The organism is Arthrobacter sp. SD76 (genome assembly GCF_049726125.1).
Taxonomy (GTDB): domain Bacteria; phylum Actinomycetota; class Actinomycetes; order Actinomycetales; family Micrococcaceae; genus Arthrobacter; species Arthrobacter nitrophenolicus.
In genome coordinates this window covers 1,937,396-1,960,203 of the sequence record NZ_JBNBLR010000001.1, presented here as the reverse complement: position 1 = coordinate 1,960,203, position 22,808 = coordinate 1,937,396, and the positions used below count along the sequence as shown (strand labels likewise).

The 22,808-nt window shown below is 66.2% G+C and carries 12 protein-coding genes and 10 pseudogenes; 16 read left to right on the top strand and 6 right to left on the bottom strand.

Annotated elements, in window-relative coordinates; all coding sequences use genetic code 11:
- The first annotated feature begins 103 nt into the window (after positions 1–103).
- From arc to ACPEE0_RS09685, 15 genes and pseudogenes are all read left to right on the top strand, one after another.
- Positions 104–1,767: pseudogene (arc, locus tag ACPEE0_RS09755) on the top strand (proteasome ATPase).
- Positions 1,764–3,437 (top strand): annotated as a pseudogene (gene dop / locus ACPEE0_RS09750) (depupylase/deamidase Dop). The pseudogenes arc and dop overlap by 4 nt, the downstream one beginning before the upstream one ends.
- A gap of 85 nt (positions 3,438–3,522) precedes the next feature.
- Positions 3,523–3,726, top strand: coding sequence for a ubiquitin-like protein Pup (locus tag ACPEE0_RS09745; protein WP_009358585.1), 204 nt, complete (start codon positions 3,523–3,525; stop codon positions 3,724–3,726).
- A pseudogene (locus tag ACPEE0_RS09740) lies at positions 3,662–4,627 on the top strand (proteasome subunit beta). The gene ACPEE0_RS09745 and the pseudogene ACPEE0_RS09740 overlap by 65 nt, the downstream one beginning before the upstream one ends.
- A gap of 1 nt (position 4,628) precedes the next feature.
- Positions 4,629–5,339 carry a proteasome subunit alpha gene (gene prcA, locus ACPEE0_RS09735; RefSeq protein ID WP_009358587.1) on the top strand — a complete coding sequence of 237 codons (711 nt, stop codon included), beginning with the start codon at positions 4,629–4,631 and terminating at the stop codon, positions 5,337–5,339.
- 8 nt (positions 5,340–5,347) lie between these two features.
- Positions 5,348–6,712 carry a Pup--protein ligase gene (pafA, locus tag ACPEE0_RS09730; protein WP_407709467.1) on the top strand — a complete coding sequence of 455 codons (1,365 nt, stop codon included), beginning with the start codon at positions 5,348–5,350 and terminating at the stop codon, positions 6,710–6,712.
- Positions 6,713–6,825: 113 nt separating this feature from the next.
- Complete coding sequence (locus ACPEE0_RS09725; RefSeq protein WP_407709468.1) at positions 6,826–7,755, top strand: FKBP-type peptidyl-prolyl cis-trans isomerase; 930 nt, start codon at positions 6,826–6,828, stop codon at positions 7,753–7,755.
- Between the two features lie 70 nt (positions 7,756–7,825).
- Positions 7,826–8,220 (top strand): annotated as a pseudogene (locus ACPEE0_RS09720) (FKBP-type peptidyl-prolyl cis-trans isomerase).
- A 115-nt stretch (positions 8,221–8,335) separates the two neighbouring features.
- Positions 8,336–10,322, top strand: a pseudogene (locus ACPEE0_RS09715) (helix-turn-helix transcriptional regulator).
- Between the two features lie 10 nt (positions 10,323–10,332).
- Positions 10,333–10,679, top strand: a pseudogene (locus ACPEE0_RS09710) (hypothetical protein).
- Positions 10,680–10,711: 32 nt separating this feature from the next.
- On the top strand, positions 10,712–10,984 hold the full coding sequence (tatA, locus tag ACPEE0_RS09705) for a Sec-independent protein translocase subunit TatA (RefSeq protein ID WP_009358592.1): 273 nt from the start codon (positions 10,712–10,714) through the stop codon (positions 10,982–10,984).
- A gap of 48 nt (positions 10,985–11,032) precedes the next feature.
- Positions 11,033–11,826 (top strand): annotated as a pseudogene (gene tatC / locus ACPEE0_RS09700) (twin-arginine translocase subunit TatC).
- A gap of 20 nt (positions 11,827–11,846) precedes the next feature.
- Positions 11,847–14,789 (top strand): annotated as a pseudogene (locus ACPEE0_RS09695) (DEAD/DEAH box helicase).
- Between the two features lie 51 nt (positions 14,790–14,840).
- Positions 14,841–16,494: pseudogene (locus ACPEE0_RS09690) on the top strand (amidohydrolase).
- A 98-nt stretch (positions 16,495–16,592) separates the two neighbouring features.
- Positions 16,593–17,336: a polyprenol monophosphomannose synthase gene (locus ACPEE0_RS09685; protein ID WP_009359433.1), complete on the top strand. Its 744-nt coding sequence runs from the start codon at positions 16,593–16,595 to the stop codon at positions 17,334–17,336.
- A gap of 72 nt (positions 17,337–17,408) precedes the next feature.
- On the opposite strand, the gene ACPEE0_RS09680 is transcribed toward ACPEE0_RS09685, so the two are convergent.
- The 5 genes and pseudogenes from ACPEE0_RS09680 to ACPEE0_RS09660 form a co-directional block, all read right to left on the bottom strand.
- Positions 17,409–17,756: an RNA polymerase-binding protein RbpA gene (locus ACPEE0_RS09680; protein WP_013600997.1), complete on the bottom strand. Its 348-nt coding sequence runs from the start codon at positions 17,754–17,756 to the stop codon at positions 17,409–17,411.
- Positions 17,757–17,995: 239 nt separating this feature from the next.
- The gene (locus tag ACPEE0_RS09675; protein WP_035753854.1) at positions 17,996–18,943 is read right to left on the bottom strand and encodes an SPFH domain-containing protein; all 948 of its coding nucleotides are present in this window, start codon (positions 18,941–18,943) and stop codon (positions 17,996–17,998) included.
- A gap of 34 nt (positions 18,944–18,977) precedes the next feature.
- Positions 18,978–19,438, bottom strand: a pseudogene (locus ACPEE0_RS09670) (NfeD family protein).
- 123 nt (positions 19,439–19,561) lie between these two features.
- Entirely contained in the window at positions 19,562–20,446 is an 885-nt protein-coding gene (locus tag ACPEE0_RS09665; RefSeq protein ID WP_009359437.1) for a putative RNA methyltransferase, read from the bottom strand.
- 38 nt (positions 20,447–20,484) lie between these two features.
- Entirely contained in the window at positions 20,485–21,165 is a 681-nt protein-coding gene (locus tag ACPEE0_RS09660; RefSeq protein WP_424574412.1) for a peptide deformylase, read from the bottom strand.
- Positions 21,166–21,209: 44 nt separating this feature from the next.
- Between ACPEE0_RS09660 and ACPEE0_RS09655 the strand changes: the two genes are divergently transcribed.
- Positions 21,210–21,623: a nuclear transport factor 2 family protein gene (locus tag ACPEE0_RS09655; protein WP_009359438.1), complete on the top strand. Its 414-nt coding sequence runs from the start codon at positions 21,210–21,212 to the stop codon at positions 21,621–21,623.
- Between the two features lie 66 nt (positions 21,624–21,689).
- Here ACPEE0_RS09655 and ACPEE0_RS09650 read toward each other — a convergent pair whose 3' ends face one another.
- Positions 21,690–22,808, bottom strand: coding sequence for an FAD-dependent oxidoreductase (locus tag ACPEE0_RS09650; RefSeq protein ID WP_424574411.1), 1,119 nt, complete (start codon positions 22,806–22,808; stop codon positions 21,690–21,692).

Genomic DNA, 22,808 nt, shown 5'->3' with positions numbered 1-22,808 from the left:
GGAAGGGGCTGATACATATGGAGACTCCAAACAGGACTCCGGACGTACACCGGCAGAGCAGTCTGCCGCCAATGACCTCTCGGTTGCCGACCGCCAGGTCAACATCCTCCGGGACAAGCTCAGGCACATCGACCGCCAGTTGGCTGCGGCAACGCAGAACAACACCAAGCTGGTCAGCATGCTTGAGACCGCGAAAGCCGAGATCCTCCGGCTGAAGAACGCGTTGGACCAGGAAGGACAGCCGCCCTACAGCTTCGGCACCATCCTCCAGCTGAACCCGAAGCGCCCGCCGGCGCCCGGCAGCAGCGGGCAGGCTGCCACGGAGGAATCCGTGGACATCTTCAACGCCGGCCGGAAAATGCGTGTCGGCATCAGCCCGCTGGTCAACATCAACCAGCTCGCCGTGGGCCAGGAAGTCCTGCTGAATGAAGCACTCCTCATCGTGGCCGGGCTCGGCTACGAGCGGGCCGGCGAACTGGCCACGCTCAAGGAAATGCTCGGCGCCGACCGCGCCCTGGTGGTCGGCCGCGCCGACGAGGAACGCGTGGTCCGCCTCTCCGGCGCCCTTCTTTCGGAAAAACTGCGTGTGGGCGATGCGCTCTCCATAGATTCCCGCACCGGGTATGCGCTGGAAAAGGTGCCCCGGTCCGAAGTGGAAAACCTCGTCCTGGAAGAAGTCCCGGACATCACCTACGAGGACATCGGCGGCCTCGGCCCGCAGATCGAACAGATCCGCGACGCTGTCGAACTGCCGTTCCTGCACCCGGACCTGTACCGGGAACACGGGCTGAAGGCTCCCAAGGGCATCCTGCTCTATGGCCCTCCGGGCTGCGGCAAGACCCTCATCGCCAAGGCCGTTGCCAACTCCCTCGCTGCCCGCGCCGCTGAGCGCTCCGGCAACGTGGACCTCAAGAGCTACTTCCTGAACATCAAAGGTCCGGAGCTCCTGGACAAGTATGTCGGCGAAACCGAACGGCACATCCGCCTCATCTTCTCCAGGGCGCGGGAAAGGCTTCGGACGGCAGCCCGGTAGTGGTGTTCTTCGACGAAATGGATTCGCTGTTCCGCACGCGCGGCACCGGCATTTCCTCCGACGTCGAAACAACCATCGTGCCGCAGCTGCTCAGCGAAATCGACGGCGTGGAGCGGCTGGACAATGTCATCGTCATCGGCGCCTCCAACCGCGAGGACATGATCGATCCGGCCATCCTCCGGCCCGGCCGTCTGGACGTCAAAGTCAAGATCCACCGCCCGGACGCCGAGGCGGCGGCGGACATCTTCAACAAGTACATCACCACCGACCTGCCCTTCCACGAATCCGACCTCGCCGAGCACAACGGCGATGTCCAGGCAACCGTGGACGCCATGGTCCAGCGGACGGTGGAGGCCATGTACTCCACGGACAAGTCGAACGAGTTCCTGGAGGTCACCTACGCCAACGGTGACACCGAGATGCTGTACTTCAAGGACTTCAACTCCGGCGCCGTGGTCCAGAACGTTGTGGACCGCGCCAAAAAGTACGCCATCAAGGACCTCCTGACCACCCAACAGAAGGGGCTCCGGATCGAGCACCTGCTGCGGGCGGTGGTGGACGAGTTCCGTGAGCACGAGGACATGCCCAACACCACCAATCCCGATGACTGGGCCCGGATCTCCGGCAAGAAGGGCGAGCGGATCACCTACATCCGCACCATTGTCCAGGGCAAGGCCGGCCAGGAGCCTGGTAAGTCGATCGAAACCATGCCCACTACGGGACAGTATCTATGACGGCTGCACCGGAGCCCGCCGCCGGGGGAGCACTCCCGGCCGGCGGGGTCATGCGGGTGATGGGCGCGGAAACCGAATACGGCATCCATGCCCCGTCCGCGCCCTCCGCAAATGCCACTATGATGAGTGCCCGGGTGGTCCAGGCCTACGCGCAGGTCACCCGGCAGCGCGCCGCGGGCGGCGCCGAAACCCGCTGGGACTACACGGACGAGGAGCCGCTGCACGACGCCCGCGGCTGGACCGTGGACCGCGGCGCCGCGCATCCCAGCCAGCTGACCGACCAGCCGCCCGTCCTGGACGCCGAAGCGGTGGCCCTGGCGTACGGCCGTGAGGAACTCGAACTCGACGGGCAGGACGAGTCGGGCACGCTCCTCATGAACATGGTCCTGGGCAACGGTGCGCGCCTGTACGTGGACCACGCCCACCCCGAGTATTCGAGCCCCGAGGTCACCAACCCGCGCGATGCGGTCACCTGGGACGCGGCAGGAGACCTGGTGGCGCTGGCAGCGGTGCGCCGTTTGGCCGCGGACCCTGACCTTCCGCCGGTGAACCTCTACAAGAACAACACGGACAACAAGTCCGTGTCCTGACGGCTCCCACGAGAACTACCTCATGCCGCGTTCGGTGCCCTTCGGGGACATCGTGCGCGGACTGACACCGTTTTTCGTGACCCGCCAGATCTTCTGCGGGGCGGGCCGGCTGGGAATCGGCCAGGACGCGTCCGCGTCCGGCTACCAGATCAGCCAGCGGGCTGATTTCTTCGAGGCCGAGGTGGGCCTGGAAACAACCATCCGCCGGCCCATCATCAACACGCGGGACGAGCCGCACGCCACCGCGGACAAGTACCGGCGCCTGCACGTGATCATTGGCGATGCCAATCTCAGCCAGGTATCCAACTACCTCAAGTTCGGGACCACTGCCATGGTCCTCAGCCTCATCGAGGCAGGCCTGGCGCCCAAGGTCGAGGTGTACGAACCCGTCCAGGCCTTGCAGACGGTCAGCCATGACACGTCTCTGACGGCCACTTTGCGGCTGCTGGACGGACGGCGGGTCACCGCGCTGGACCTTCAGTGGATGTACCACGAGGCCGCAGCTAAGCTGGCACAGGATACGGGCGTCGGCGATGCCGTGGACGGGGATGGACACACGCATGATGTCCTGGAGCGGTGGGCTACAGTGCTCACCCAGCTGGACAGCAACCGGGCGGCGGCAGCCAGTTCCGTTGAATGGCTCGCTAAGCTTTCGCTCCTGGACGGGTACCGCCAGCGGGACAACCTGGACTGGGATGACGCCCGGCTGGGACTCGTGGACCTTCAATGGTCCGATATCCGGCCCGAAAGGGGCTGTACTACCGCTTGCTTGCCAGGGACCGGATGCAAAGGATCGTCGACGACGCCGCTATCGTTTCCGCCGTCGGGGAGCCCCCGGCGGACACCCGTGCGTTCTTCCGCGGCAAGTGCATCAGCAGCTTCGGCAAGGATGTGGTGGGCGCGAGCTGGGACTCGGTGATCTTTGACGTACCCGGGTACGGCCGCCTGCAGCGGGTGCCCACCAGGGAGCCGCTGAGGGGAACCAAAACCCTCACCGGAGCGTTGTTCGAACGCTATCGGGAAGCGGGTCCGTTCCTCGCAGAGTTGCTGGGACACAATACCGCTCCGCCTGCGGCGTAAACCGCGCCGGACGGCCGCCAGCGTGGCAGGATTGGCATATCGGAGGATCCGCCGGATCCAATGACCGACTAAGGGAGGGATAACGATGGCAGGCCAGGAGCAAACGCAGCCGCAATCACGCGACAGCCAGGTCGACGAGGACATTCCTGAGGCGCCACCCGCACCGCCGGAAGCCCAGGCTTCGGCATCCACGGAAGGCGTGGACGACCTTCTGGACGAGATTGATGGCGTTCTGGAATCCAACGCCGAAGAATTCGTCCGGGCCTTCGTCCAAAAAGGCGGCCAGTAACCCGGACCGGAAAGGTGGCGGAAGCCCCGGACGGACGGAATCTGTACCGACTTTTAGTACTACGTTCAAGGAGTTCATGAGTGCAGGAATCAACCGCCAACAGGTAGCCGCCAACGCCACCTCGTCCTTTACGGAACATCTGCAGCGGGACCGGCCGGAGCTTTTGCCCTTTAGCCGGTCCCCTCAGGGTGCTGCGTCCGCAGCTGCCCCGCTGCAGGTTCCGCACGCCACCACGATCGTCGCCATGAGCTACGACGGCGGCGTGCTGATGGCGGGGGACCGGCGGGCCACCATGGGCAATATCATCGCCAGCAGGCACATCGAAAAGGTGTTCCCCGCGGACCGGTTCTCGGTCCTGGGTATCGCGGGGACTGCCGGCATTGCCATAGACCTGACGCGGTTGTTCCAGGTTGAACTTGAGCATTACGAAAAAAATCGAAGGCACGCTCCTCAGCCTTGAGGGCAAGGCCAACCGGCTGGGCGCCATGATCCGCGGCAACCTGCCGCTCGCCCTGCAGGGCCTGGCCGTCGTCCCCCTGTTCGCCGGCTTCGACACCAGTGCCGGCGTGGGAAGCTTTTCTCCTACGACGTGACCGGCGGCCGGTATGAGGAGCACGAACACCACAGCGTGGGGTCCGGTTCGGTCTTCGCACGGGGAGCCCTGAAGAAACTGTGGCGGCCCAACCTTACGGCGGCGGAAGCGCTTGCCGTCGCGGTGGAGTCCCTGTACGACGCCGCCGACGACGATTCGGCCACCGGTGGTCCCGACACCGTGCGCCAGTTGTGGCCCGTGGTCTACACGGTGGACAGTTCCGGCGCCCGCCGGATTCCCGAGGCCGAACTTGCGGCCGCGGCGCGCAACGTCATCGAAGCCCGCACTATCGCCGGACGGGAGGCCTGAGATGACGCAGCAGTTTTATGTATCGCCTGAACAGCTGATGAAGGACCGTGCGGATTTCGCACGGAAAGGCATCGCCCGCGGCAGGTCTGTGGTGGTGATCAGTTGCGCTGACGGGATAGCTCTCGTAGCGGAAAACCCGTCGCCGTCCCTGCACAAAATCGGCGAGATCTACGACAAAATCGCCTTCGCCGCCGTCGGGAAATACAACGAATTTGAAAGCCTCCGGCAGGCCGGTGTCCGGTACGCCGACGTCCGCGGATACTCCTACGACCGCGAGGACGTCACGGCGCGCGGCCTGGCCAGCGTCTACGCACAGAGCCTGGGCGCCGTGTTCACCGCGGAGCAGAAACCTTTCGAAGTGGAACTCGCCGTGGCCGAGGTGGGCCCCACCCAGGAGGAGGACCATCTCTACCGGCTGACCTTCGACGGTTCCATCGCCGACGAACACAGCTTCGTGGTCATGGGTGGCCAGGCGGAGAAGGTTTCCTCAGCCATTGAAGGTGGCTGGCGGAGCACGCTCAGCTTCTCCGAGGCCGTCCGGCTGGCGCTGTCCGGCCTGGCGCCGGCAGCCGATTCGGGTGAATCAGCCAAGCCGATGCCGGCCAGGGCGCTGGAAGTAGCAGTCCTGGACAGGCTGTCCGAGAGCACACGCGGCTCACGGCGCGCTTTCCGCCGGCTGAACGACGCGGACATCACTGCATTGCTGGCCTAGGAGGAAACATGGACAAGAGAATCTTCGGTATTGAAACCGAGTTCGGGATCTCCTATTCGAGCCCCGATTCAAGGCCTCTTGCCCCGGAGGAGGTGGCCCGGTACCTCTTCCGCAAGGTGGTCAGCTGGGGCCGCTCGTCCAATGTGTTCCTCACCAACGGTTCCCGGCTGTACCTGGACGTGGGTTCGCACCCCGAATATGCCACCGCCGAATGCGACGACCTTGCCCAACTGATCGCCCACGACCGGGCGGGCGAACTGATCCTGGACGACCTCGTGGATGAGGCACAGGCGCGGCTGGCCGCGGAGGGTTTCAACGGCACCGTCTACCTGTTCAAGAACAACACGGACTCAGCCGGCAACTCGTACGGCAGCCACGAAAACTACCTCATCCCGCGCCGCGGCGAATTTTCCCGGCTCGCGGAAATCCTGATTCCGTTCCTGGTCACCCGCCAGCTCATCGCCGGCGCGGGCAAGATTCTGAAGACGCCGCACGGTGCGACGTACGCGTTTTCCCAGCGCGCGGACCACATCTGGGAAGGTGTATCCTCAGCCACCACCCGTTCCCGGCCCATCATCAACACCCGCGACGAACCGCACGCCGACGCCGAGTTCTACCGCCGGTTGCACGTCATTGTCGGCGATTCGAACATGTCCGAGGCCACCGCCCTCATGAAAGTGGGCACGGTGGACCTTGTCCTGCGGATGATCGAAGCCGGTGTGATCATGCGGGACATGCGGATGGAGAACCCGATCCGCAGCATCCGCGAGATCTCGCACGACCTCAGCGGCAGGGCCCTGGTCCGGCTGGCCAACGGCCGCCAGCTCACCGCCCTCGAAATCCAGCAGGAATACCTGACCAAGGTCACCGCCTTCGTGAAGGAAAACGGCGCTCACAACCCGCATGTTCCCCTGATCCTTGATCTTTGGGAGCGCACGCTCAAGGCCATCGAAAGCGGGGATTCCCGCGGTATCGAGACCGAAATCGACTGGGCAATCAAGAAAAAGTTGATGGACAACTACCGCGAACGCCACGGGCTTGGCCTCGATGCGCCCAGGATTGCGCAGCTCGACCTGACCTACCACGACATTTCCCGTGGCCGCGGCCTGTACTACCTGCTGCAGTCCCGCGGCGCGGTCCGGCGGATCGTGGACGATACTGTCATCAAGGACGCCGTCGATGCGCCACCCCAGACCACCCGGGCCAAGCTGCGCGGCGACTTCGTCCGGCGCGCCCAGGAACTGGGCCGCGACTACACCGTGGACTGGGTACACCTGAAACTCAACGACCGCGCCCACCAGACCATCCTCTGCAAGGACCCGTTCAGGAGCGTCGACGAGCGCGTGGATGCACTTCTCGACTCTATGGGCTGACACCCAGCTTCAGGGTCTATTCTGGATAAGGCCCTTTATCAGGGCCTGCCGCGATCACAGCCGCTGCAACGCGGAGCATCGCATCCATCCTGCCCCGACGAAAGTTCTCTTACGTGCGCCGACTACTAGCAATCCTTCTTCCCGGCCTGCTGCTGCTCACCGCCTGCGGCGGCTCAACCCCCGCAGAGTCGGAACCCACCAGCCAGTCCGCTGGCGAGACTGCAAAGTTCGACACCCTCAAACTGACCGACAACGGTGACAAGAAGGCCCCCGGCGTGGAGTTCAGCAAGCCGCTCGAGGTAGCCGAACCCACCATCAAAGTGGTCAGCGAAGGCAGCGGGGAAACGGTAAAGGCAGACCAGGTCGCCAACATCTCCATCCTTGCCCTTAACGGCACCGACGGCGCCACCCTCGAAGATACGTTCCCCAATGATCCGGAACCCCTGGAACTCAATGAGGAACTGAAAACCGGCAGCCCCGTCATCTACAACGCCTTTGTGGGCGCCAAGGTCGGCTCAAGCCTCGCACTGGCAGTTCCGGGACAGGCTGCCACCGCCGGTGCGGAGGCCCAGCCCACCCAACTGCTCGTGATCAAGGTCCTCTCGGCCAGCGACGTGACGCCGGCGCTTGAGAAGCCCGAAGGCGAAACCGTCACCCCTCCCGCGGGCCTGCCCACCGTGACCGAGAAGGACGGCGTACCTGAGATCAACGTCGAAGGCGTAGCCGCGCCCACCGCACTGGTATCGCAGGACCTCATCAAGGGCAACGGCGCTGTGGTCAAGGAAACCGACACCCTGACCGTTAACTACGTCGGCGTGACCCTGGCGGGCGGCACCAAGTTTGATTCCAGCTTTGACCGCGGCGAACCGGCAAGCTTCCCGTTGACCGGCGTCATCAAGGGCTGGACCCAGGGCCTGGCCGGCAAGACCGTCGGCTCCCGCGTGCTGCTGGTCATCCCGAAGGACCTGGCCTACGGCGACGCCGGCCAGGGCGAAGCAAAGGGCGATCTTGTCTTCGTAGTGGACATCCTCGGCGCCAAGTAGCAAGACTTACAAGGAGGCCGCGGCCGTTTGGCTCGCGGTACCAACCATCAGCACCCACGAAGGAGCAACCATGTCATTCGGACAGCGGGAATTCGACCGCCAAAAGCCCGAGATCGATTTCCCGGAAGGCGACGTTCCCACCGAACTCGTCATCAAGGACCTTATCGAAGGTGACGGCCGCGAAGCCAAGGCAGGGGACACCGTCTCCACCCACTATGTTGGTGTGGCCTGGTCCACCGGCGAAGAATTCGACGCCTCCTGGGCCGCGGCGCGCCGCTGGACTTCCGTGTGGGCGTTGGCCAGGTCATCCAGGGCTGGGACCAGGGCCTGCTGGGCATGAAGGTGGGCGGCCGCCGCCGTCTGGAGATCCCCTCCGAGCTGGCCTACGGCTCCCGTGGAGCGGGCGGGGCCATCAAGCCGAACGAGGCTCTCATCTTCGTTGTGGACCTCGTCGGCGTCCGCTGACACTTCAGCTGACGGGCGGATCCGCCCTCGGGAGCGCGGCAACTGCCGGGACGTTCAGGTCCCGGCAGTTGCCGCGCTTTCTGCGTTCCGCCCGGAGTTTAGTAACGTAGCCAGAGTGTCCGCATCCCGCACTGAACGACTCCTCAATCTGCTGATCGCACTCCTGAATACCCGGTACGGCCTGCGCCGCAGTGAACTGCGGGAAAAGGTCTACCACGACACCTCGGGCAATGATGTTGCCTTCGGCAGGATGTTCGAGCGGGACAAAAACGACCTGCGCCAGTTCGGCTTCGAAGTGGAAACACTGACGGACCTCGGCTGGAGTGGGGACGACCCCGCCACTACCCGCTACCGCATCGGCAAGGAATCCAACCGCCTGCCCGACGTCCAGCTGGACCCGGAAGAATGGACCGTGCTCCTCCTGCTTCACAGCTGTGGGAGCGCGCCGCACTGGGCACGGCCGCGCAAAGCGCCCTCCGCAAGCTGCAGGCGTCCGGCCGGATGGCCGACGTCGAACTTCCCGCCGGCCTGCAGCCGCGTATCAAGCCCGCCGGCCAGGCCTTCGACGACCTCGTGGCAGCCATGCATGCACGGCACCCGGTCACTTTCCGGTACCTCGCCGGCAGCACCGGTAAGGAGGAAGAGCGGACCGTGGAGTCGTGGGGCCTCGGCAGCCGGTTCGGCCAGTGGTACCTGGTGGGCCATGACCGGGCACGCCAGGCCACCCGGCACTTCCGCCTGTCCCGCTTCACCAGTGCCGTGGCCACGCTGGACAACGAGCGGTACTCGCCCCCGGCGGACTTCAATATCCGGAAAGAACTGGACCGCCTCCCCGAACTGCCGCTCCGCACCGCCGTCGTTGAAGTCCGGGAAGGCCGGCTGCTCGCCCTGCGGCGCCGCGCACTGCCGGCTTCCCCTCCCAGTGACGGCGCTGACCCGGCCGACGCCGGCTATGACCGGATCAGCCTGCACTACCGAGACCCGGAAACCCTCGCCGAGGAACTCGCCTCCTACGGCCCGGACGCCGTCGCCGCCGCGCCGGAAGACCTGGTGGAAGCGGTCCGCAGGAGGCTGCGCGCTGCCGCCGCCTTCAGCGACTCGCCGGCGCCGGCGTACGCTTTCCCGCCTGCCCGTGCACGGCAGGCGCGTCCCCGGACCTCGGAGGACCAGCTCAAGCGGATGCTCCAACTGGTCCCGTTCCTGGTGCACAACCAGGGCCTGCACATCCAGGACGTGGCACGCCATTTCGGAGTGAGCCGGAAAGAGCTCGAGGACGACCTGCGGATCCTCATCTGCTCGGGGCTTCCGGAAGGGTATCCGGATGACCTGCTGGACATCCAGTGGGAAAACGACCATGTCTTCATCACCCAGGACCTGGACCTGAAGCGGCCCGTACGGTTCACCGTGGAAGAGGCCTGTGCCCTCCTCACCGGCCTCGAAACCCTCAACGGACTCCCGGGCATCGCCGAGGGCGGCGCACTTGAATCCGTGACCCTCAAGCTGCTCGCTGCTGCGGGCGAGGAGGGCCTGCGGGCGGCGTCCCTCGCCGGACCGCAGATGGAGCCTGCCGATGCTGCCACCCACGGCACCGTCCGGGATGCCATCGAATCAGGAGCCCAGCTGCACCTGACGTACCTTTCCCCGCAGCGCGACAAGGTCAGCGAACGGGACGTGGATCCGCTAAGGCTCTACTCCCTCGATAACACGTGGTATTTCGAGGCCTACTGCCACTTGGTGGACGGTTTGCGGAACTTCCGGCTTGACCGCGTCCAGGAGGTGCGTCTCAACGGACGGCCCGTGGCGGACGGCATCACGCCCGCAGCGGGAGTCCCCGCCAAACTCTTCACGCCGAACGACGACGACACCACCGTCACCGTCCAGCTCACCCGGCAGGGGAGGGGGCTGGCAGACGACTATTACGCCGAGCGGACGGCAGAGCTTCCCGACGGCGGCCTGTTGCCGAGATCAGGTTCGGCAACACGGCGTGGCTTCCCATGTTCGTGGCCCAGCACGGCGGAACGGTGCGGATCCTGGCCCCTGAGGACCTGGCAGCGGCGGCGCGGGAGTGGCTGGCGGCGTCGCTGGCCAGGTACGGCGGATAGACTTCTCAGCATGCCTTGGTGGTCCTGGATCCTTCTGTGGGTGGCGCTGGTCGCCCTCTCCCTGCTGTTCTATGTCCTTCTGGGCATCCGCCTCTTCCGCCAGTTCATGGCGACGGTCAGGGATTTGGGGGCAGCGGGGGAGAAGCTGGGCAACTGGGCCCCTTCCAGGAGCAGGAGGAGGCTGCAGCAGCGCCAGCCACCCTGCCCGGCTCCGCAGTTTTTGCCTCGCCTGCCGTCATGCGACATGATTACGAGGCATCCACGTCAGCGCGGCGGGAAGAACGCCGCCGCCGGAGGGTCCAGCGCAAAGCGGACCGGGGCCAGCCGCAGGCACTCGGGGATCTCGACTTCACATAGAAGTAGGATGTATTTAGAGGAAAGGATTTCCCATGGGAAGACTCTTTGATGGCCCTTGGCCAATCGTCATTATCATCGTCGTCGCGCTGCTTCTCTTTGCCGCGCCCAAGCTTCCGGCCATGGCACGCAGCCTCGGCCAGTCCATGCGGATCATCAAGTCCGAGGTCAAGGAAATGAAGAACGACGGCAAGACCGACACCACCGACGCCTCAGGCCCGGTGGAAGGCACCATCGTGAACCACCCCAAGGCGAAGCCCGGTGAGCCGACAGACGGCACGGACGTCCCGCCGTCGAACCGCGCCTGACCCCCAGTGGCACTGTCGCGGGCCCGTAAAGCCAACCCTGAGGGGCGCATGTCCCTCTGGGACCACCTCAAGGAACTCAAGAACCGGCTGATCAAGTCTGCAATCGGCGTGGTCCTTGGCGGCATTGGGGGCTGGATACTTTACGATCCGCTGCTGAAGGCGCTGGCTGACCCGGTCAACCGCATCTCACAGCAGACCGGGGACTCTCGGCAATCAACTTCGGAACCATTGCCTCCCCGTTCGACTTCAAGCTGCAGATGTCGCTCCTCATCGGGGCGGTTATCTCCAGCCCCATCTGGATCTACCAGCTGTGGGCCTTCATCACCCCGGGGCTTACCTCCAAGGAACGCCGGTACACACTGGGGTACATGGCGGCCGCGGTTCCGCTGTTCCTTGCCGGCATCTGGGCCGGCTGGCTGGTGGTGCCGCAGGTGGTCCGGGCACTGACCCAGTTCACCCCGGACGGTTCGTCGAGCGTCATCGACGCCAGGACGTACATCGAGTTCGTCACGCGGATGGTCCTGGTTCTGGGGGTTGCGTTCCTCGTTCCGGTGGTGCTGGTTGGCATCAACATGGCCGGTGTCATCACCGGCCGCACCATCCTGAAGGCGTGGCGGATAACCGTCTTCCTGGTCTTTGTGCTGGCCGCAATAGCGGCGCCCGGTGCTGACGCCATCTCCATGTTCATGCTGGCGGGCCCGCTGCTGGTTCTTTTCTTTGCCGCCATCGGCATCTGCCTCATGAACGACAAGCGGCGTGCCCGCCGCGAGGCCAAGAGGGCCGCGGAGACAGAGGCCACAGCGGACGTCGCCACCCCGAGCAGTGAGCTCAAGAACCTCTGAGCTCCCATTAGGCTTGGTGTATGTCCACCAACACCGGGCCGTTTCCTTCCGGCCCATCTTCCAGCGGACCATCCTCCACGGCTCCCGGCGATGACGAGCTCTCGCCAGCGGAACGGTACCGGGCCAGCGCCGAGCGCAGGGCCGAGGCCTCCTCGGACCTCGGGGCGTTCATCCGCACGCTGGACTTTGAGCTGGACGACTTCCAGAAGCAGGCCTGCCGGTCCCTCCAGGACGGCAGGGGCGTGCTGGTGGCCGCACCCACGGGGGCAGGCAAGACCATCGTGGGCGAGTTCGCCATCTACCTGGCCCTGCAGCGGGGCCTCAAGGCTTTCTACACCACCCCCATCAAGGCGCTAAGCAACCAGAAGTTCACGGAACTGGCCGGGAAATACGGTGCCGACAAGGTGGGCCTGCTCACCGGAGACACCAGCATCAACGGCGACGCCCCGGTGGTGGTGATGACCACCGAGGTCCTGCGGAACATGCTCTACGCGGATTCCGCCACCCTGGACGACCTGGGCTACGTGGTGATGGACGAGGTGCACTACCTTGCCGACCGCTTCCGGGGTGCAGTGTGGGAGGAAGTGATCATCCACCTTCCCAGCGAGGTCCAGGTGGTCTCCCTCAGCGCAACGGTCTCCAACGCGGAAGAGTTCGGCGCCTGGCTGGACACCGTCCGCGGCGATACGGACATCATTGTGTCCGAGCACCGGCCCGTTCCCCTCTGGCAGCACGTCATGGTGGGCCGCCAGATCATGGACCTGTTCGCCGGCGAAACCACCTTCGACGAGATCGCCCCACCGGTGGATGCTGACGACCCCGGGCAGGCACTGGTGCAAAGCAACACCGGCACAGGGCGGGGGTTCGATGTTAATCCGGACCTCCTGCAGTGGCCCGCAGCGAGGGCCAGCAAGGCTTCCGGAGCCGGCCAGGCCCCGGCGGCCGGGGCCAGCGCGGCCGCCGCGGCAACGACCGCCCTGTCCGGGGCGCCGAACCGAACGGGGTGCGCAGGGCCAGCCGGCCCAGGTGATCGCCAGCCTGGACAAAATGGACCTGCTGCCGGCCATCACCTTCATCTTCTCCCGTGCCGGCTGTGACGCTGCGGTGGCCCAGTGCGTCGGCTCGGGGCTGTGGCTGACCACCGAAAAGGAACAGCGCATCATCGCCCAACGGGTGGACGAGGCAGGCTACGACATTCCGCCGGACGACCTGGACGTCCTCGGTTTCTGGACCTGGCGCGACGGGCTGCTGCGCGGCTTCGCCGCGCACCACGCCGGCATGCTGCCCACTTTCAAGGAAGTGGTGGAGAAACTTTTCGCCGATGGCCTGGTCAAAGCCGTCTTCGCGACCGAGACCCTCGCCCTGGGCGTCAACATGCCGGCCCGTTCAGTGGTGCTGGAGAAGCTGGACAAGTTCAACGGCGAAGCCCACGTGGATATCACGGCAGGCGAGTACACGCAGCTGACCGGCCGCGCGGGAAGGCGCGGCATCGACGTCGAAGGCCATGCGGTGGTGCTGTGGCAGCCCGGCACGGACCCCACGGCTGTGGCCGGCCTGGCCTCCCGGCGTACCTACCCGCTGAACTCGAGTTTCCGGCCCACCTACAACATGAGCATCAACCTCCTGGCGCAGTTTGGGCGTGCGCGGGCCCGAGAGATCCTGGAATCCTCGTTCGCCCAGTTCCAGGCTGACCGGTCCGTCGTCGGCCTGGCCAGGCAGGTGCGCAGCCGCGAGGAATCCCTCGCCGGCTACGCCAAATCCATGACGTGCCACCTGGGCGACTTTACCGAGTACGCACGGCTGCGCCGGGAACTTTCGGACGCTGAAAACGCCACCTCACGGGCAAAATCCCGGGCCAGGAAGTCGCTCAGCGACGACTCGCTGGCCCGGCTCCTGCCCGGCGACGTGGTCAACGTCCCCGGCGGCAGGGCACCCGGTCCGGCCATCGTCCTGAGTTCCGACCACAGCAGCCGTGAGCCCAGGCCCGCCGTCCTCACCCTGGACAACCAGCTGCGCCGGATCAGCACCGACGATCTGGAAGGCCCCATCTCGCCTGTTACCAGGATCCGGATTCCGAAGTCGTTCAACGCCAAGGTGCCAAGTCGCGCCGCGACCTCGCATCCTCCGCCCGGAATGCGCTGCGGGAAAACCGCCCGCCGGCCCCGGGACACAACCGCAACAACGATTTCGGCCGTGCCAGCGCCATGCCCAACCAGGAGAAGCGCATCGCGGACCTCCGGCGGGCCCTGCGCGCCCACCCCTGCCACGGGTGCAGCGAGCGTGAGGACCACGCACGGTGGTCGGAGCGCTGGTGGAAACTCCGGCGGGAAACGGACGGACTGGTCAGGCAGATCCAGGGCCGCACCAACACCATCGCCAAGACCTTCGACCGCGTCTGCGATGTCCTCTCCGCCTACGGCTACCTTGAGGACGCGGGGGAGGGCCGGCTGCTCATCAGCCCGGACGGCCAGCGCCTGCGCCGGATCTACGGCGAGAAGGACCTGCTGATTTCCCAGTCGCTGCGGTTGGGCGCCTTTGACGATCTCGACGCGGTGGAAGTCGCAGCGCTGGCCAGTGCCCTGGTGTACCAGGCCAAGCGGGAAGACCGCGGCCTCCGGCCCCGGATGCCCAGCGTCTCCCTGGAAACCGCGGTGGACATTGTGGTGCGCGAATGGTCCGCGCTGGAGGACGTAGAAGAGGAGAACAAGCTTCCGCTGACCGGCGAACCGGAGCTGGGACTGGTGTGGCCCATCTACAAGTGGGCACGCGGCCGGCATCTCCAGGATGTCCTGAGCGGGACGGACCTGGCGGCGGGCGACTTTGTCCGCTGGGTGAAGCAGGTGGTGGACCTGCTGGACCAGCTGGCCAAGATCCCCGGCCTTGAGCCCCGCCTCGCCCGGCTGTGCGCCGAGGCCATCACCCTGATCCGCCGCGGCGTCGTGGCATATTCCTCTGTCCTCTGAACTTCCCCCGGCCCAGCCGCCGGCACGCAACCTCCAGGAGCCCTGCCCCGTATGACCCAGTCCGGTCCCGCAAACCCGTCCCGTCCGCAAGCTGTCCTCTACCGCAACGGTTCCGTCTACAGCGCTGCCGATCCCTTCGCCACCGCCATGCTCGTGGACGGCGACACCGTGGCGTGGGTGGGGTCCGAACAGGCGGCCACGTCCATAGCCGACAGTTCCATGGAAGTCATCGACCTGCGGGGCGCCCTCGTCGCTCCCGGATTCGTCGATTCGCACATGCACCTGACCGAGACAGGGATCGCGCTGGATTCCCTCCAGCTGGGCGGAATCTCCTCCGCGCGGGAGCTGCTGGATGCGGTGGCCGCGGCTCCCGGTGACGGACCGGTCCTGGGCCACGGCTGGGATGAGACCACCTGGGCGGACGCCGCCCTGCCCACCGCGGAGGAACTGGAACGGGCGTCAGCCGGCAGGCCCGTCTACCTGTCACGGGTGGACGTGCACTCGGCCCTGGTATCGGCGTCGCTGGCCCGGTCCGCCGGCCTGCAGGACCAGGACGGGTTCGACGGCGGTCCCCGGGTCAGGCGTGCCGCGCACACTGCGGCGCGGCAAGCGGCCCGCCGGCTGCCGGAAGCCGACCTCCGCCGCCACCAGGGACGTGCCCTGTCCGAGGCGGCCGCGAACGGCTATGTTGCGGTGGCAGAGATGGGCGCCCCGCACATCGGCGGGGCCGACGACCTGCGCCTGGCAGCAGCGTGGAACAGCACCGGGCCCGAGACCCCTTCCGTCCCTGAAGTCCTCGCGTACTGGGGCGAACTCGTCTCCTCGGAAGACCATGCCCGCAGCGTGCTGGACGGACTCGGCTTCGGGATCCGGGGCCTGGCCGGCGACCTGAACATCGATGGTTCGGTGGGGTCGCGGACTGCCGCCTTGCGGTCCGGCTACAGTGATGCACCGGAAGAGAAGGGCTCGCTTTACCTGGGGGTCGACGAGGCCGCGGCCCACCTCGCCGCCTGCTCCCTGCTGGGCATCCCGGGCGGCTTCCACGTCATCGGGGACGCAGGCCTGGACGCTGCCCTGTCCGCGCTGGACCTTGCCGCCGCCCAGGTGGGGAGCAGCGCGTGCGGGCGGCCGGCCACCGCTTCGAGCACGTGGAGATGGTTGACGCTGCGGCCGTCGAAAAATTGTCCCGATATTCTGTGACAGTCAGCGCCCAGCCAGCGTTCGATGCCGCCTGGGGCGGTGCCGGGGGGCTTTACCAGCAGCGCCTGGGGGAGCGCAGCGCTGGAATGAATCCGTTCGCCACCCTGTATGCCGCCGGCGTCCCTGTCTGCTTCGGCAGCGACAGTCCGGTGACCCCGCTGCGGCCGTGGTCAAGTGTCCGGGCGTGCCTGGAGCACCACAACCCCGGGGAGCGGATTTCTGCCCGCGCCGCGTTCCTGGACACACCCGTGCAGGCTGGCGGGCGGTCAGGTACCACAACCCCATGGCGGGCCAGCTCGTGCCCGGCGCCCCCGCCAGTTTCGCCGTCTGGGAGGTGGAGGAACTGATGGTGCAGGTGGCCGACGGGCGCGTGCAGTCGTGGAGTACCGATCCCCGCGCCCGGACTCCTCTGCTCCCCGCCCTGGATACCGGCAATGACCCGGTATGCCTGCAGACGGTGCGGGACGGCGTCGAATTGTTCTCCAGCCCGGCACTGCGTTCCTGACCCGGCATCCCTCCGCCCTATAATGGGTAGTTGCGCCTGCCGGCGGCTAGCCAGGCTGTCAGGTGCACACCGACCGCTCCTCCCAGGAAAGGCCCTTTGTGCGCGTCCTTACGATCATTCCCACCTACAACGAACTGGAATCGCTGCCCAAGACCCTTCAGCGGCTCCGCTCGGCTGTTCCGGCGTCGGACGTCCTGGTGGTGGATGACAACAGCCCCGACGGCACCGGCCAGCTTGCGGACACCATCGCCGCCGAGGACGCGCAGGTCCATGTCCTGCACCGTAAGGGCAAGGAGGGCCTTGGCGCCGCATACATCGCGGGATTCAAATGGGGCCTGGATGCCGGCTATGACGTGCTGGTGGAAATGGACGCGGACGGCTCGCACCAGCCGGAACAGCTGCCGCAGCTCCTGGAAGCCATCGACCACGGTGCGGACCTGGCCATGGGTTCGCGCTGGGTTCCCGGCGGACGCGTGGTGAACTGGCCGCTCTACCGCCAGGCTATTTCGCGCGTGGGCAGCACGTACGCCCGCCTCATGCTGGGCCTGAAGATCAAGGATGTGACCGGCGGCTACCGTGCGTTCCGCCGGACAACCCTGGAAAAGCTCAACCTGGACCAGGTGGACTCCGTGGGTTACGGCTTCCAGGTGGACCTGGCCTGGCGGGTGTCCCGCATGGGCCTGCGCATCGAGGAACGTCCCATCACCTTCGTGGAGCGTGAACTCGGCGCATCGAAGATGAGCGGCAACATCGTGCTCGAGGCAATGGTCAATGTGACCAAGTGGGGGCTCGCTGCCCGCTGGAACGCGCTCACCCGGAAAAAAGGTTCAACCCAGGCATAGGACCGCTGGCCCCACGACAGAAAAGGCCCGTTCCCGCACTACTGTGCGGGAACGGGCTCCTTTTGCGTGGTCCTAAGCGGAGCGGCGTTCTCCGCGGCGTTCCCGGAGGATGGTCAGGCGGTCCTCGAGGATCTGCTCAAGCTCGGGCAGGGAACGGCGTTCCAGCAGCATGTCCCAGTGGGTACGGACAGCTTTGTCGTTGCTGGTGTCCGGGCGTTCGCCGTCAACCAGAAGGGCTTCCTTGCCGGTCTTGGAAACCCATACCGGCGGAATCTCGGCTTCGGAGGAGAAGGTAACGAAAACCTGTTCGCCGTCCTCGCAACGGTACTCGACGCGCTGGCGCGGAGCCGGCTCAACCCCGGACTCGGTCTCCATGCTCTGCGCACCAAGGCGCATACCCCGCAGGCTGCGATCGCTCATGATTTCTCCCTCTTCTCGGTTCGCGGAGCAGGACCCCGCGCCAGCCGGTGGCGATGAAGCACCACCGGGCTACTGTTTGCTCTGCGCTGCATCATAGGATTCAACGCATTGCGAAGCTTTGTTGTTCCAGCGGATTGCTCCTGCCGGACAAATACCCAATTATACGTGGGTCATGCCGCCGGAACCAAAACAGGGAAGGGACCCGCGGAACGCGGATCCCTTCCCGTCAGCAATGCTGCTTATGGTTCGGTGGACTTCGCTCCCACCTCATCAAAGAGGCCGCCCGCTGCCGCCGGATCCGGGTTGGTTCCGCCCAGCGCGTTCCCGATTCCCTTCAGTGCTTCGCCGACTTCGCTGGGGATGATCCACAGCTTGTTGGATGAGCCTTCAGCAAGCTTCGGCAGGGTCTGCAGGTACTGGTAGGCCAGCAGTTTCTGGTCCGGGTTGCCGCGGTGGATGGCGTCGAACACCTTCTGGATGGCCTGGGCCTCACCGTCGGCGCGGAGGATAGCGGCCTTGGCATCGCCCTCCGCAGCAAGGATGGAAGCCTGCCGCTGGCCCTCCGCCGTCAGGATGGCCGACTGCTTGGTACCTTCTGCCGTCAGGATGGCCGCCCGCCGGTCACGCTCGGCGCGCATCTGCTTTTCCATCGAGTCCTGGATGGAGTGCGGCGGATCGATCGCCTTCAGCTCAACACGGGAAACGCGGATTCCCCAGCGGCCGGTGGCCTCATCCAGGACGCCGCGGAGCTGGCCGTTGATCTGGTCACGCGAGGTGAGCGCTTCTTCGAGGTTCAGTCCGCCCACCACGTTACGGAGCGTGGTGGTGGTGAGCTGCTCCACCGCCTGGATATAGTTGGCGATCTCGTAGGTGGCTGCGCGGGGGTCGGTGACCTGGAAGTAGACCACGGTGTCGATCGAGACCACCAGGTTGTCCTCGGTGATCACCGGCTGCGGCGGGAAGGAGACCACCTGCTCGCGGAGGTCCAGCAGCGGAAGGAGCCGGTCCACGAAGGGAATGAGGATGGTCAGCCCCGGATTCAGGGTGCGCTGGTATTTGCCGAGCCGCTCCACCACGCCGGCCCTGGCCTGCGGAATGATCCGGACCGAGCGCACCAGAACGATGATCACAAACACGATCAGGACTACCAGCACGACGGCCAAAGCCGCTCCTCCTGCGTTTTCCATGCGTCTCCCTTGTTCCCCAATTGATACTGCTGTGTCAGGACGTGCCGCTGGCGGGTGGCGCCGAAACTACTGCCGTGGCGCCGTCGATCGCCGCCACCACCACTTTTTGTCCGGCGGGAAGCACCCCGGCCTCGGAACGGGCGCTCCAGATGTCGCCGCCGATCTTTACCAGGCCGCCGTCCGAGGTGACGGCCTCCATCACCACTGCCTGCTCGCCGATCAGCCGGTCAACGTTGGTGCGCTGCTCGGCGGGGCCCTTCTTCAGGTGGGACAGCGCCACCGGACGGACGAAAGCGATCATCAGCAGGGACACCACGCAGAAAACGACGATCTGCAGCCAGCCGTCAGCGCCGGCAAAGTCTGCTACCAGGGCAGCCAGGGCACCGCCGCCGAGCATGATGAAAAACAGGTCAAGCGTGATCATCTCGATCACCGCAAATGCCAGGAAAGCCGTGAGCCACAGGGCCCACCAGTTTTCCCCAACCATTCGAACACTGCCGCCCCCTTGGTCACCCGGGCACCGTCGCGGGCCCTTTGGTACCTGTTTTCTTATCCTAGTCCGGGGCCGGGGCTGTGGGCCGGGTCACGCAACCGGCAGTGGCGATAGTGGCCAAGTCGTTACGTGCCGTCCGGCAGCCGGGGCCGGAACACCGTCAGCCGGAACTTCGCCTCGACCCGCAGCGGCTCCGGAATGCCGCTAAGCCGGGCGACGATGGCGTCGCGGTCCGTGTGGTGGCCTGCCGGCCCCATGAATGCCAGGGCTGCCGCATCCTCGCGGTTGAGCGCCAGTGGAATGTCGACGTCGGAGCTTTCCTCCACCTCGAAGTGCCGGGCCATCGCGGCGGCCAGCCGGGCGTCCTTGCCTTCCTCAATGGCGAGCATGCCCGCCAGGGCTGCGATGCCGGCAAGATGGCCCTCGCGCGGGGTGACCACCACCAGGCGCCCGCCGGGCCGGAGAACACGGGCGAACTCGGCAGCGTTGCGGGGCGCAAAAATCACCGTGACCACATCAACAGAGTTAGCTGCCAGCGGCAGCGGCTGCCAGATATCCCACACCAGGTTCATGGCTTCGGGGTTGAGCCGGGCGGCACGGCGCAGCGCGAATTTGGAAATGTCAAGCCCTGCGGCGGACACTGTCCGGCCGTGTGCGGCGGCTGTGTCCAGCAGTTCGCGCAGGTAGTGCCCGGTTCCGGTGCCCGAGTCCAGCACGGCCGGCCGGTCGCCGGACAGGACGGGTACGACGGCGGCTGCCACGGCTTGTGCCAGCGGCCGGTAGTGGCCCCGGCTAAGGAAGTTGAAGCGGGCATCCACCATCGCGGCGGAATCGGCCTTGAAGGCGGTGCCCTTACCGACCAGCAGGTTGAAGTAGCCCTGCCGTGCGGCGTCGAAACTGTGCCGTGCGGCGCAGGCAAGCCTTCCCGGTTTCGGCGGCTCGGCGGCGGTGTAGGTCAACGGCGCCGAGCAGACCGGGCACAGCAGGGGAAGGTCCGTTGTTGGGGGCATTGCACCATCTTAGGCGGCCGGCCCCTCCGGCCCGGACGTCAGCTGACGCTGATGCCCGCCGGCTGGTCGTCAAAGCCGAGGCCCTCCCGGGCCCTGCCGATTCCGGGCGCAGCCCAATGCGCCGCGTACTCGCTGTTGCTGCTCAAGGACCGCAGCTGGGCCCTGTCGATGTAGAGGATCCCGTTGAGGTGGTCGGTTTCGTGCTGCACGATCCGGGCCTGCCAGCCGGAAAACTGGCGCTGCACCGCCGCGCCGTCGGGCGTTTCATACTCAAGGAGCACGTTCTCCGGGCGGGCCACCACGGCCTGGAGCCCGTTCAGGGAGAGGCATCCTTCGTAAAAAGCGGCGGTTCCGCTGCCCTGCGGCGTGTACCGGGGATCGAGGATGGCCAGGAACTCCAGCGGGATCCGGTTGCGCAAGGCGGCTGCCTCCGGATCGACGTCGTACTGGTCCTCAAGGACCGCAATTTGAAGCGGTATGCCAAGCTGCGGCGCCGCCAGCCCCACCCCGGGTGCCTCGTGCATGACCTGGCGCATCAGCTCAATCAGCCGGGCCAACTGGTCCGCGGGCAGTTGTCCGTTGTAGGCCGCCGCGCGCTGGCGCAGCGCCGGGTGGCCGGCCTGGACGATCGGCGGCAACATCCCGGCAGAGAGGATCTGCTCCACCAGTTCGCGGATCTGGTCGTCGGTCATGGCCGTTCCGGGCGTGCTTGGCGTCATGACGAAAGCCTACTGGGCAGCGGGGCTGGGCTACTGTCGATGTCATGGCCATTTCGTCTCTGCCCGGCGCGTCGCCGCTCGATTGCGTCCTGGGTTTCCTCAAGGTGCTGGAAGCGGGCGGGGGAGCGGCGGGCATCAAGCCATTCCTTGCCGAGTCATTCATTCTGGTGGAGGCTCCGCACTTGCTCGCTCCCGAGGGCGCCACCCGGACCCTGGCAGATGTCCTCGCCGGCGCCGACCAGAGTTCCACGGTGGTGCGGGACCAGAAGTTCACCATCCGCCGCACCACGTGCGAGGAGGGCAGGGTGGCCGTGGAAGCGGACTGGTCCGCCACTGTCCTGATGGACCTCCGGTACTGGGATGCTGGGGAAACCATTCGGGCGAGGACGTCCTCGGTGTTCGAAGTCAGCGACGGCCTGATCGTCAGCCAGGACAGTTACGACTGCTACTTCCGGTAAGCCTGCACGAGTTGCCGGAGTGGAGCCGCTCCTCCTGCATGGTGAACCGCCGCGCCACCCAGGCGTTCACGGCCGGCGTTGCGGCGGCGGCGCCGATGGCCGCATTCCGCAAGCGCACCAGGGGCGACGGCAGCGGGCGTCCCAGCAGCATGTTGATTTCCGACTGCCGGCGGGCCAGCTGCGCAGCCCGGCGCCGGTCCGCCTCGAACCGCGTGAATTCGGTGTCCGTGCGCCTTCCTGCCAGGGATTCCAGGAGGAGCGAACCAGGGCCCGGGCGTCCAGCCAGCCGAGATTCATGCCCTGGCCCCCGATGGGACTGATTTCATGGGCGGCATCGCCCAGCAGCACCACCCTTCCCACCGCCGTTCTCAGCGCGAGGGTGGAGCGCACGCTGAACGCGCTGAGCATGCTGTTGGTCCCGGCGTCGGGCAGGATACCGGTGCGCTGCGCGACGATCCCGGCGAGGTCCACGGCCCGTGCATCTTCTGCCGGTCGGCCGAGACGGACCACCCAGCGCCGGATTCCGCCCGGCAGGGGAAAGGACTCGACAATTCCGTCGCGCTCCAGGAAGAGGACCGCCATGTCCCCGTGGCGGCCGGAATCGGCGAAATCCCCCATCAGGTAGTGGTCCGGATACGTCTTCCTGTGTACTGGAACGCCCAGGAGGCCGCGCCACCTGGACCGGGCGCCGTCTGCGGCCACCACCATCGAGGCGCTGAAGGACGTGGCTCCTGCCGGCGTGCCCGGCGGCCGCTGCACCTCGATGGTGACGTGGTCGCCGTCGTCGTTCACTCCGGTGGCTTCCACGCCCCGTACCAGCGCCCCGCTGTCCAATGCGCGAAGGCGGGTCTCCAGAAGTTGCTCGGTCCGGAACTGGGGCAGTGCCAGCACGAACGGGAAGGTGTCCGAAACGCCGTCGAACGCCATGACGCCCAGTGTTTTTCCGCGGCTGACCGCCATTCCGGTCCGGATCGGAACGCCTTCGCGCACCAGGGCGGAAGCAACACCGATGCCGTCCAGGGCATCGAGCGCCGGGGGATGGATGCCGATGGCGCGCGAGTGGAGGTCACGGGACTGCCGGCGCTCAAGCACCCGGACGCTGATGCCCTGCTGGAGAAGCGCCGCCGCGAGGTACAGGCCTACCGGACCGCCGCCCACCACCACCACATCTACATCCACTTTCAT